Raw genomic sequence first — 12,154 nt, 5'->3', positions numbered from 1 at the left:
GTATTAAAGAATATATTATATAGTGCATAGTATATTGTTTAATACTATTTTTTATTTTAATAATAGAAAATATGAAGTTATCCACAGGGTGGTTTCTAATTTATACAGGTATCTTAAATGAAAATAAAATAATGTCGCATAAGAGTGGACAAGCTGGAAATAAGAGATAAGACAGAGCATTAACGCAAAGAAATACAAAGAAAGAATTAATTATATTTAATATAGTTATTAAGTCATTAAAACTTACTCATAGAGAGTGACCCTATTTATTTTAAATAAAAATTTGCTGTGCATGGATGTATAGCAACATAAACGTTGATATTAAAACCTGTAACCACATTGCACTAATGTGCAACATTCTAAAAATATCTCGCTTTTTTATTTGGGGTACAGCCTTGCACCCTAGTTTCCCACAATTGTAAGAACTTTTAGGGTCGAACCTTCGACACTAATTCACTTGGTAAGGATGATAAAGATAAAATCCCAATTTGGGACTACGATAGGAGAATCCAATAGCAACAATTATAATAAGGACGCCTCAATTCAAGGCGACCTTGGCTGACGTCGTGAATCGTGACACCAGCTTCCTAAAATGGGAATGAAGTGCTATGCAAAAAATAAATACATAGGTTGTGTATATAGGTGTTAGAATACGAAACACTTCTAATACTTAAAACTCTTCTCGAAATATTGCTAATTATAATTACCATTATAGTAGCAATATACAACTTTATTATTAGCGGTAATAAAGACGAAGAGAACAAGTAAATAGTAGAGGTTAGGGCAAATAGATTAAATTTTTGCCTTTATTTACACACAACCTATATAGGAATATTATAGCATATTATTATAAAAAGTAAGTATTTGTATAGGTTGTAAAGTGATTAATAGGGAAACTTTAGAGACAAGATACTGTCCTGCTTTGTATATTGGTGACCAAAATTATTTGGGTGAGCAAAGATTTTAAAAAGAGTTAAATATTTTCAATTAGAATTATTCAGATAGGGTATGAATCCAAAAAACAATTAATAGAGCAATTGGGTGCAAATTAGAGACAATTGCAGAAATAATTTATTATAAATAGAAATAATTATTTTTATATATTTCGAAATAAGATGCAAATATGGAAATAAATTATGAATAGATTTCTATATATATCGCAATATATATGTGTGTAACTAAATTGTGTTTTAATTACACATATTTCAAAATAATCGAAATAGGGCTACATTTAGAAAGGAATAATAAAATGAAAAATTATATGGGAGTGCAATTTTACAATTTAGATAGATTTTATCGAGAACAACTTAATAGCTTTGAGAGAGATAGAATCATTAAGTCAGTAAATGAAGAAGAGTATTTTACACAAAGAATGAGAAAATTTGGTATAAAAATTATTACAGAAGACAAGGATACTAGAAGTAACGATGATGGAATAGATTTTGTAATTGAATATAAAGAGATAATTTTTATATGTCAGTTAAAATATTGGGGTAAACCACTAGGTAAGAAACTCATAAAGGCTATATTCGGCGAAATGTTTTTAAGTGATATTTCAATAAAATATAGAGAAAAAGAAAAAAACGTAAGATATTTACTTATATGTCCGTTTATTAATAATAAAAATATAAATAGCATAAATAAATATTCAAAAGAAAAATTTTACGTAATACATGGAGAAGCGTTTGTTGAATTGTTAAATAATCCAATGTATTTTATAGAGAAAAAAATATATGAGAAAGAGGAACAATATGGAGAATATCAAAATTGATGATGGAATTATAAAATATCAAGTATCGTTAAATGATGGTATTTGTATGTCAACTGAAGTAAGTGATGTGATAGGCATAGGCTATTTGTATACTGGAGCTGGTTCTAATCCAAGAGAATTTCAAGCTATGACATCAACAAATATGAAGATATTGAAAAGTATATTGGAAGATCCTTATCGCTTTTGGGCTAAACATTTAGGAATATCAATCACTATAAAAAGTGGAACAAATGAATTTAATAAAAATGAAGGTAAAGGCGTTTTAAGATATGAGGATGCGTGTATTACGAATGGATTACAGACTTTATCTTTATTTAGAATCTTAGTCATGATAAAGATATTTCAAAAATATAAAGGAAAAAAAGAATTGCATAAAAAGATACCTAATACTATGGAAGATACATTCAAAGAAATAATTAAAGAAGTGTTGCCCACTATTTCAGATTTTTTTCTATCGAGTATAAGCGTTTCTCAAATCAATAAAGTATTATATTGGTTTTATAAAAATGAAAATGCCAAGTATTTAAATATGTTTTATAATATTACAATTGAAGAGTTGTTAAAAACAAGAATATCTTTTAAAGCTGTGTTGCTAGATGAAATAATAAGTAATGAAGAAGAAAATGATTTATCAATAATACCTAAATGGGGTGAAAACATAGCTAATTCTAATAATGAAACTCAAAATGTAAAAGCTGATGATAAGTTTGGTACTAAATATAAACCGTGGTTTGAAAATAATATTATGAAAAATACCAATGGCAAAATAGTCGATGTTGAATATAGGCGATTCTCTGTTCAAAAACAAGATCTACCATTAAAATATATACTTGATATATTAAGAGCTATTATACCTACAACTTTAATAATTGACTATAAACCTTGTGATGAGATTAAAAATAATGTAGCAAGTATTGTTAGCAAATATGCAAATAATAGAACACCAGTATACAGTGTATTTGAAAAATTAATTAAAATAGCAGAAATGAATAAGTCAGATAAAGAAATTAATGATGCTATAATAATAATAAAAAATTTAATGCCAAATTTAATAGAAACGATGTTGGTCTTTGAAAATAAATTAAATCTATATTATCAAGATTTAACATTTGAAGAAGTAATAAAAAATGTATCTCAAGAATCAAAAGATTTAAAAAAACGTCTAGGAATAGATGAAAATGAATTTAATGAAGAAATACTCAATAAAGCGGTTAAAAGACAACTTAGATTTTCACCTTCAAATATATTCCCAATTTTTATTTTTTCTTCTAGAAAATCTATAATCGTTAAGAAAAAGTTACAAGTTGAATATAATATAAATGATGAAATTATTGGAGAAATGATAAGAGTTATTTATAGGATATTATTAAAACAAAGAATTACAAGACAATATGGTTCAACATCGGATTTATTTAGAGATCCTGAAACATATATAGAGGCTGAATATATGTATAATTTAATAACTAAAAATGAAAAGACTGCATATGAAGAACTTGATTATGTTGAAAAATATAGGATAAATTTAGCACGATATTAGTAAATTATATTTTTAATAAAAAGGTAGCATAAATAATAAATGCTACCTTTTTTCACTATTCTTCTACGTAATCAATTATATCTGTAAACTTTATAGTATTATCTAGTCCTTTAAAAGCCTTAACTATGGCATTTAATTGTTCGATTTCTATTCTTTTAGAAGTCTCGTAGTATAAATTACTTATTGTAGCAGCTCTAATTCCAGTTTGTTCAGATAGCCATGATTGATTCTTTTTATACTTTCCTAATAATTCACTTACATATATTCTTATCATTCTATGTACCTCTCTTTAAATAATGATAATAACTACTTTATATAACAAATCATACTAATCTGATAGGTAAAAAGCAATAGCTACAGAAAAAAAAATACTCCTATGGTAAGAAAATTACTTGACTTATTACTCCTAGAGTAATATAATTAGCGTAAAGGTAATAAGAGGTGATAACAATGAGTATTAAAACATTACAACAATTTATTATATTTGCACAGGAATTTTCTATTGAGCTTACAGCAGATAACCTTAAAAAATTTAGAAAGTGTATACTTTCTTAAAAGAACGAGGGGGAATTGAGAATGTTAGAAGACAATTTAGAAGCAAAAAAAGTGTATAGTTTTGGGCTAATGAATAGTTACTATGGAATTGTAACTATGGAGGACATTACGGAAATGTGTAGAGAATGCGGAACTGAAATTTACAAATTAGAGTTAGCAAACTTAGCAGATATTTTAGATTGGATACATATGATAGGAGAACCATTTGGGGAATACCTACAAGTTAAAGAAGGAATATATAAATGGATAGACTTAACGTTTATTGCCTCATATGATTTTTATGAATATGCAAAAGTATCATAGCTGAAATAGAAGATACTAATAACCGTTGATATGACTCAAGAAAAGTCTAACAGATTATGTAATAGAGAATTATATTAATTAATTGGGGGTATTGAGAATGATGGAGTTAACAAATTGTAGTTATGTAGATTTTATTATATTTTTAGAGGAAAATCAGCCTTATGGGTTAATAAAAAAAACAGGGAATGGAGAAGAAGTATTTAACGTTTCAGAAGCTTTAAATGATGATAAATATGTATAAAAATTACATTTTTGATTTTATATTGACAAATTTTCATATATCGTCTATACTGTATAAGTGATGCAAATATTAGTAAAGAAAGGTTTAAGAGGTTAGAGCAGATATTAATTTTGAAGAATATGAGAATTTAATTGGGAAACTAAGTAATCTAAAAGTAAGAGAATGGTATATTTACCATGATAAAAACATTGTTAATAAAATAGATAAATCATTAGCAATAAAAGAGCAAGCTATAGAGGCTCATTTATTAAGAAACAGGTATAGAATGCAAGCTAGAAAATTAATGAAAGATAGAAAGTTAGCAGCATATTTAGATATTAATAATTCTAATTTACCATTTGAGTATTATGAAAATAAATATTTAAAGCAAGGATACACTGGTAATTTACTTTATAGAAAAATATTAGAAGCTTCAAACAGAACAAATAAAGAAGTAAATAAACAATTAGGAATAATGTAATACGGCATAAAACTAAATAAATGTTTTAAAGGCAAGATAATGGACCATAGAGGTCTTTTTATTTTGCCTATTTTTATAGAAAAGTATAGAACATATTATGTATTGATTTATCATAGCCCATTTCTTATAATAAAATAAATTCATTTATAGAAAGGGGGGATGATAGTGAAACTTATAATTTTATCGCTTTTTCTTGGTGTATTTGTAGGTATATTTATAACTAAGGCTATTAAAAAGAAAAAGTTATTTAATAATTTTGTACTTTGCTTAACTATTATATTATTAATATTTGGTCTTAATGTTTTCTTTTTTGGAGTAAAAACAAATTTTAAGGTTGTAGATGCAAACGGAGGAAAAATGCCAATCGATAAAAATATAGCTTTAAAGTATTTAGACACTGAAGAATTAAACGAACTTATTGATAATAAACATAAACTTTCTGATGAATCAACATTATATAGTGACCTTATTGACAAATATTATGTTCGTGGATTAGTATTCAAAAGCGGCCTTTACAGTATTGGAGATATAGTTGCATGCTGTGGAATATTTGTAATTTTTAGCATCATAGAAAGTTTAGTAAATATAATTTTTGTAAGAATACAAAATTATAAGCGAAAAATAAGTATTGCTTAAATTAAAAGAAGGGTAGGTAAGTCTACTCTTCTTTTAATTTAATAAAAAGAGAGGTGTAACATGTTAGAAATAATTAAAAATGCTTTTTTAGGATTAGCAACAGTAAAGGAAAGAGCTCCATCAAGTGGAGTCTTGGCTGCATTAATTGCCACCATAAATTATTTAGCTGGAGGGTTTGATATTATATCACAAACCCTTTTAATATTTGTATTATTGGATTATATATTAGGGGTTATAGCTGCCAAAGTTAATAAGGAATTAAGTTCTCAGAAGGGGACAACAGGACTTGTTAAAAAGATTTTCCTACTATTATTAATAGTTGTTCCTGTAATGCTAGATAGACTATTAGGAACAGGCAATAACCTTAGAAAGATATTTTGTTATTTCATAATAGCAAATGAAGGAATAAGTATTTGCGAAAATGCGGCAAGAATGGGTATACCGTTGCCTAAGAAGTTAATAGAAAGTTTAGAGCAACTAAAAGAGGGTGGCAAAAAAGAAATTAAGAGGGAGGATTAATTATGAGAATTGCTATAGATTGCGGACATACCCTTATTGGTGCTGACTATGGAGCAGTAGGAATTAAAGCAGAATCTAACTTAACAAGAGAAGTAGGGAATATAGTTATAAGTAAATTAAAAGCATTAGATTATAATGTTATAAATTGCACTATAGATACTTGTAATAACATAGGTAAAAGTTTAGCTTATAGAGTAAATCAAGCCAATAGCAATAATGTAGATTTATTTATCAGTATACATTTTAATTGTTTTAATGGGCAGGCACATGAAACTGAAGTATTTACATGGGGCGGAGAACAATTGCCAGAGGCTACTATAGTATTGAATAATTTAGTAGGACTTGGTTATGCCGATAGAGGAATTAAAGATGGCAGCAATTTATATGTAATAAGAAACACAAAAGCTAAAGCAATGTTAATAGAATGTTGTTTTTGTGATAGTAAAGAGGATATGAATAAGTATGATGCAGAAAAAATAGCTGGTGCAATTGTAGAAGGTATCGTAGGGAAAGCTACATATAATAATAGTAATAATAATTGGTGTTCTTTAGATGGAAAAGTAGGTGTTGTTACTGCTACAAGCGGTTTAAATGTAAGAGAAAGCAAAAGCACCAATAGTAAAATATTAGGCGTTTTGAAGCATGGGGAAAAAGTAAGGCTATATAGGCAAGAGGGAGAGTGGATACACATTTACTATGGGGAACATGGTGGATATGTATGTGCGGATTATATAAATATATTGTAGTTTAAAGGTAGTTCTTAACTTAGATTAGGAGCTACCTTCTTTTTATTTGGAAAAATTCAAATATATTATATTTATTTAAAAAAATTGTAATTATTTGTTTAGTACTGTAAAATAGTCAATGGCATTATTAAACTAATAGGGGGATATGAGATGAAGAGATTAAAAGGAATAACAAAAGGAATATTATTAATGGTCGTATTTTCGTTAATGCTAGTCGGATGTAGCTCTAATAAAATTCCAGATGAGGTTAGAGAAGAATTTTGGGAAGCAGCAAAAATAAATTATAAAATAATTGATAACTATATGAATAGTAAAACAAGAGAAGAATATCATGAATTTAGTAAGACATATGATGAAAATATAGATACCTTTAATAAGTTTATAAAAACGAAAGATGAAGGTTCTGTAGAAAAGAAGATAAAAGCAACTTGTGGTGAAATTTTCCTTTTGAATATGGATTATTATCTCGTTATAAGCGAATATGAAAAAGGTGATAAGATGAGTGAAGAAGATAAAGCTAAAATAAAGGAAATAAAAGAAGAGTATAAAAATAATCTAAAAGAATTAAAAAAAGAAATCAAAGTTGATATATTAAAATAACAAGAGTAGTCTCTAGAAATGGAGACTATTTGCTATTTTATAGAAGGAAAACTTAAATAGTTGCAGAATAAGAAAAATAGAGCTTAGTATTAATCTTAACATGTAATGTGTTTAAATTTATAGGTTGCAAAAATTCTTTTATGCATGAAGTTGATACTTAACATAGGATGTACTTATATAGTATAAAATGTTGATAGATTTAACTATAATAAATACAGCAAAAATTAAAAAAATATTTAATTAAATAAAGTATATATTCAATATTTTTTCTTAGTGAAGACAGTAAAGGATGAGTTTTTAAGGCAAATTATGGGGGGGCTATAGAATGGGGAATATCATAACTAGGTAATATGTAGGATTACCAGAAGAATATTGGCACAAACAAAATTTTTGTTGGTATATGCATGATGTAATTCTAAGTATTTTCCGTGACTCTACGAAAGAGGATAGAATGTCTACTAGTTTTAAAATTAGAGATGAAATTCAAGCAAGAGAACTTGAAGAGACGGAAAATATTATTAATTGGTTGTATAAGAATGGGTATGAACATGTTGCAAATAATACTTTAGGAATAGAAATTTTCAATTCAATTTTAGCAGATATGTGCAGTTTTATATATGAATCTTTAAATACTATTGAAAATGGGAAAATTACAGTTTCACTAGCTTTATTAAGAAAGCCATTTAGAGATAACTTATTGTATTTAGAGTGGTTGTTAGCTGACCCAAAAGAATTTATTAATATGGTTAATAATCAAGATATAGAAAAATATGCTATAGAAAAAATATCTAAGGATAAAAAAATAAATATAATAAAATCAGCCATAGAGAAATTAGACAGTCAAGAATATTTTTCTAGCATGGATGAAATTTTTTATTATGACTTGAGATATAATTATAAGCCAGAATATAGCTTGCAAAGAGTTTGGAATAAGGCAAGTCATTTAGTCACAACAGGAAATCATATAAAAAGCAATGAATTTAACTTTATATTTTCGGGACAAGAAGATGATTTAGATCTTATAGAATATTATTATAATCAAGTGCCACACTTACTATTTTATACCTATAACATTGTTATAAAATTATATAATACATTTATAAGAGAGACCTCAGATACGACTAAGATATATAATAACCATTTAATTTTATATAAATTCTGTGATTTAATAGATACGGCAATGCCACAAGATTATTTTGATAAAGAAACAAAAAGTCTACTAAGCTTTCCATGTGAAAACTGTAAAAAAATAATTAGAATAGATCTGGTTAGCAGTGAATTTAATGGTTTTCGAAATGGATGGGGTTTTACATGTCTTAAATGCGGAAATGATGTTGGAACATGCAAATATATATTTTGGGAAGATTATAAAGAAAAAACTATGCATTTAAAAATTGTTAAATAAATTATCTGTTTCATTCAAAAGTTATGAATTAGATCTAAAAAGAGAAAACCAAAAAATCAAAATTACTTTGATATTGGAGTATCTGAAGATAAGGTAAAGATTATTAATTTTAACATAGGATGCATTTGAATAAAAAAGACTCTGACATTCTTAGGGTGTTAACTGTGTTGAACCTTAACATGGCATGTATTTAAATGGGTTGTTCAACAGTTCGTTCTTAGAGTACATACCAGTTGAACCATAACATATTAATGTTATAAAGAAAAGGGTTATTAGGGATTTTACCTAGTAATCCTTTTGTTATTTTAAGTTATATTAATATGTAGCGTTTTTGTTGATAGAGTATTGTTCCTACAATCGCAGGAAGTATATTTATATTTTATATTTATTAATGTAAATATTATTATCCACATTTGTAGATACTGAAAAGATGGAGAAATACTAAATTGAGTTGAATTTGATAACTTTCAAATGGTATAATATTAGGTAAGAAAATTTGATATAACCGTATTGCAAAATGACAGAGTTTTGATTTGAAACCTTGATATATCAATGGTTAAGAGTGCGTGTACTCAATTTTCGGTCTTCAAAACCGTGTTGCCGTGCTAAGACCACGACGGGTGAGTTCGATTCTCACATATTCCCACCAATTTTAGAAGTATCAAGGGTTTAGATAATACGTTATGTATTAATCTAGCCCTTTCTTATTTTAGAGAGAGTTATGAATATTCATATTTTTATGTAAATTATGGTATAATTACAATGCAAACTAATATAATTGTATACTATAGTTTATATAAGGGGGACATTGTAATGAAAAGAAAAGTTGCGGCAATGGCAGTTATAGGGATACTTATTATAGTGCTGACTGGATGTATAGTAAAAAATCAAAGTTCAGCACATTATATTATTGAGGAAGGTCATAAAATAGCAGATACATATTATTATGATGTTGAAGATGATTTTGAAGGAATGAAATTAGAAATAGATTTGACACTTACAAAAGGAAAAGTTAAGTTTGAGCTTAAAGATCCAAATGGAAATATACAATGGAATGGAGAGGTTACATCAGATAAATCCTTAAAGGAAACAAAAGATTTTGATAAAATATCTGGTAAGTGGACTTTAACATTTGAAAATATTGATAATTCGGGTGAAGGTAAATTAAACTTGCAATTTAATAGACTTTAAAGAAAATAAATTGAACCGTGACATGTTAATTTTATAGAAGAAAGATTATTAGGAATCATACCTAATAATCCTCTATATTTTCCCCACACTTTTCCCGCATAAGTTTTAGGTGATGTTATAAAGTTACAGAATCATATATTGCTTAAGGCGTTGATATGTCTATGTTTTAAGAAAACATAGACATATTTAAAATGAATAAATTTGGCAGATGCGTTCAATTACCATATATCCCCGCTAATTGATAATACTAGCTTTGTAAGATTTTAAATAAAAGTCTTACAAGGCTTTTTTATTTTATTTTTAAAATATAACGAATATGACGTACTAATGTCTTATAATAAACTATATAATAATCTATATATGTTATAAGAGGGGTGCTAAAATGAATTTTGAAAAGCAAGTAGATATAAAAGATGACGTCATGGAAGTTAATTATTGCGCAACAAAAAAATATATTGATTTATGTATAGGAGGCTAAATTAATATGATTCTCACAGGTAACGAAATTTTTATTCGCTTTTTTGAAAATGAGGATGCAGAATCTTTATTGGATTTGTATTTAAGAAATGGTGAGTTATTTCAGAAATATTCGCCAGCTTTTGACGATGACTTTTACACACTTGATGCAAAACGTAAATATATTGCCAATTCTATAAAGCAAAGAGAAGAAGATAAAGCATATTCTTTTGGTATATACTTAAAAGATAATGAGAATTTGATTGGTAATGTATCCTTGTATCACATATTTCGAAGTTCACTTCAGAGATGTTTAATTGGTTATTCATTGGACAAGCAATACAATGGTAGAGGGTATACCACGGAAGCAGTCTCTTTAGCAGTAGAATTTGCGTTTAATGAATTAAAACTACATCGTGTTTATGCAGGTGTAATGTTAAGCAATATAGGTTCAATGCGAGTATTAGAAAAGGCAGGTTTTCATAAAGAAGGTATAGAGCAAAAAGGTGTAAAGATTAATGGCCAATGGGAAGACCATCAGATATTTGCTATAATATCAGCCAATAACTAAGCTTTATAGTAATGAGATGAAAAAGGGATATAGAGTAAAATATGATGTAAAGTATGATGTAAAGTATAAAGAAGGCACAATTACAGCACGAGATAGTGGAGTATATGAGGAGTGGTATTGGGTTATTAGAGAAAATAGCAATTCACCATGGGTGATTGATGATGCTGGAGTTTGATACATTTTTTACTACAATAAGCATGATGAAATAAAATTTACAATAACATTGAATATATTTTTATAGTGGAACTTATATAATGATTTCATCATATAATATGAGTGTAATTTGATTTTGATATAAAAAGTTTCCAAAACATGTAAAATGGGGGAGTGAAAAGATTATGGAATTAAGTTTAAGTATTCTTTTTTTAGATGGAACAAGTATATGGCTAAACAATATAGCCATTACAAATTATAATGACATGTATACGTGGTTAACAACTGGTACTACTGATAGTTTTGTTTGCGAAAGATCGAATGGAACACAAATCATACTCTATAAAAATGCAATAAAATATGTTGATGTATTTAGCATTGCTTAATTTGAAGAAGTAAATCCAGCTAAATATATAATATTAAAATATATTATTTTAAGCCGCACACTTAAATAAGTGTGCGGTCATTTAATTATTATTGAATTTTTTATCATAAAAGATAGTAAGAATAACAACTATCGTAGATATATTTAAAATATTAAGTAAAACTTTATAAAATATCTCTATTCATAAAATTTCAGCATATACTTTATTAAGTTACAAATTAAAATGATATTCTAATTTATAGCACAAAGTGAATAATATAAATTTTATATTATTTTTAAATTTATATATTGATTATGAATGGGGGTAATTATGAATATAATGAGTTTTATTACAGAAAAGGCACTTATATTAATACCAGTACTTTATATAATAGGAATGATGCTTAAAAATACCTCTAAAATTCAAGATTGGAGTATTCCTTGGATACTTTTAATCATAGGAATAGGAGGCTCCATAGGTCTTTTAGGACTTAATATGGAGGCAATTATACAAGGAGTTTTAGTTACCGGTACTACAGTGTATACAAATCAATTGTTTAAGCAAAGCACTATAAAAAAGAAAGAACAGGATAATCAAAGCTAAAGGTAATGTATTTATACATTACCTCAGACTGTAGACAAAAGG

16 protein-coding genes are annotated in these 12,154 nt (G+C 27.0%); 15 read left to right on the top strand and 1 reads right to left on the bottom strand.

Annotation, left to right across the window (positions count from 1 at the left end; translation table 11 throughout):
* Window positions 1–1,249 precede the first annotated feature (1,249 nt).
* Together B2W91_RS15755 and B2W91_RS15750 are read left to right on the top strand one after the other, a co-directional pair.
* Window positions 1,250–1,771, top strand: coding sequence for a hypothetical protein (locus B2W91_RS15755; protein ID WP_291582655.1), 522 nt, complete (start codon window positions 1,250–1,252; stop codon window positions 1,769–1,771).
* Window positions 1,752–3,308: an AIPR family protein gene (locus B2W91_RS15750; RefSeq protein WP_291582653.1), complete on the top strand. Its 1,557-nt coding sequence runs from the start codon at window positions 1,752–1,754 to the stop codon at window positions 3,306–3,308. The genes B2W91_RS15755 and B2W91_RS15750 overlap by 20 nt, the downstream gene beginning before the upstream one ends.
* A gap of 55 nt (window positions 3,309–3,363) precedes the next feature.
* Here B2W91_RS15750 and B2W91_RS15745 read toward each other — a convergent pair whose 3' ends face one another.
* Window positions 3,364–3,582 carry a helix-turn-helix domain-containing protein gene (locus B2W91_RS15745; RefSeq protein ID WP_291582651.1) on the bottom strand — a complete coding sequence of 73 codons (219 nt, stop codon included), beginning with the start codon at window positions 3,580–3,582 and terminating at the stop codon, window positions 3,364–3,366.
* A gap of 302 nt (window positions 3,583–3,884) precedes the next feature.
* Here B2W91_RS15745 and B2W91_RS15740 point away from each other — a divergent pair, with 302 nt between their 5' ends.
* From B2W91_RS15740 to B2W91_RS15680, 13 genes are all read left to right on the top strand, one after another.
* On the top strand, window positions 3,885–4,166 hold the full coding sequence (locus B2W91_RS15740; RefSeq protein WP_291582650.1) for a hypothetical protein: 282 nt from the start codon (window positions 3,885–3,887) through the stop codon (window positions 4,164–4,166).
* Between the two features lie 97 nt (window positions 4,167–4,263).
* Window positions 4,264–4,407 carry a hypothetical protein gene (locus tag B2W91_RS15735; protein ID WP_291582647.1) on the top strand — a complete coding sequence of 48 codons (144 nt, stop codon included), beginning with the start codon at window positions 4,264–4,266 and terminating at the stop codon, window positions 4,405–4,407.
* A gap of 265 nt (window positions 4,408–4,672) precedes the next feature.
* Window positions 4,673–4,867 (top strand): hypothetical protein, encoded by a 195-nt coding sequence (locus B2W91_RS15730; RefSeq protein ID WP_291582646.1) that lies wholly within the window; start codon window positions 4,673–4,675, stop codon window positions 4,865–4,867.
* Between the two features lie 165 nt (window positions 4,868–5,032).
* Entirely contained in the window at window positions 5,033–5,503 is a 471-nt protein-coding gene (locus B2W91_RS15725) for a DUF5317 family protein (protein WP_291582644.1), read from the top strand.
* 60 nt (window positions 5,504–5,563) lie between these two features.
* Complete coding sequence (locus B2W91_RS15720) at window positions 5,564–6,022, top strand: phage holin family protein (protein ID WP_291582642.1); 459 nt, start codon at window positions 5,564–5,566, stop codon at window positions 6,020–6,022.
* A 2-nt stretch (window positions 6,023–6,024) separates the two neighbouring features.
* Complete coding sequence (locus tag B2W91_RS15715; RefSeq protein ID WP_291582640.1) at window positions 6,025–6,768, top strand: N-acetylmuramoyl-L-alanine amidase; 744 nt, start codon at window positions 6,025–6,027, stop codon at window positions 6,766–6,768.
* 150 nt (window positions 6,769–6,918) lie between these two features.
* Window positions 6,919–7,368 (top strand): hypothetical protein, encoded by a 450-nt coding sequence (locus tag B2W91_RS15710; protein ID WP_291582638.1) that lies wholly within the window; start codon window positions 6,919–6,921, stop codon window positions 7,366–7,368.
* Window positions 7,369–7,819: 451 nt separating this feature from the next.
* Window positions 7,820–8,773, top strand: coding sequence for a hypothetical protein (locus tag B2W91_RS15705; protein ID WP_291582636.1), 954 nt, complete (start codon window positions 7,820–7,822; stop codon window positions 8,771–8,773).
* Window positions 8,774–9,586: 813 nt separating this feature from the next.
* A complete protein-coding gene (locus tag B2W91_RS15700) occupies window positions 9,587–9,964 on the top strand; it encodes a hypothetical protein (RefSeq protein WP_291582634.1) in 378 nt (125 codons plus the stop codon).
* A 484-nt stretch (window positions 9,965–10,448) separates the two neighbouring features.
* Window positions 10,449–10,991, top strand: coding sequence for a GNAT family N-acetyltransferase (locus B2W91_RS15695; RefSeq protein WP_291582632.1), 543 nt, complete (start codon window positions 10,449–10,451; stop codon window positions 10,989–10,991).
* Window positions 10,984–11,166 (top strand): DUF4829 domain-containing protein, encoded by a 183-nt coding sequence (locus B2W91_RS15690; protein ID WP_291582656.1) that lies wholly within the window; start codon window positions 10,984–10,986, stop codon window positions 11,164–11,166. The genes B2W91_RS15695 and B2W91_RS15690 overlap by 8 nt, the downstream gene beginning before the upstream one ends.
* A 163-nt stretch (window positions 11,167–11,329) precedes the next feature.
* A complete protein-coding gene (locus B2W91_RS15685) occupies window positions 11,330–11,530 on the top strand; it encodes a hypothetical protein (protein WP_291582631.1) in 201 nt (66 codons plus the stop codon).
* A gap of 309 nt (window positions 11,531–11,839) precedes the next feature.
* Window positions 11,840–12,112 carry a phage holin family protein gene (locus tag B2W91_RS15680; protein WP_291582629.1) on the top strand — a complete coding sequence of 91 codons (273 nt, stop codon included), beginning with the start codon at window positions 11,840–11,842 and terminating at the stop codon, window positions 12,110–12,112.
* Window positions 12,113–12,154: the final 42 nt, after the last annotated feature.

This window comes from Clostridium sp. UBA6640, assembly GCF_002455975.1.
Classification (GTDB): Bacteria; Bacillota; Clostridia; order Clostridiales; family Clostridiaceae; genus Clostridium_J.
The sequence above is the reverse complement of the archived record's forward strand: the minus strand, read 5'-3'. Positions and strand labels throughout refer to the sequence as shown.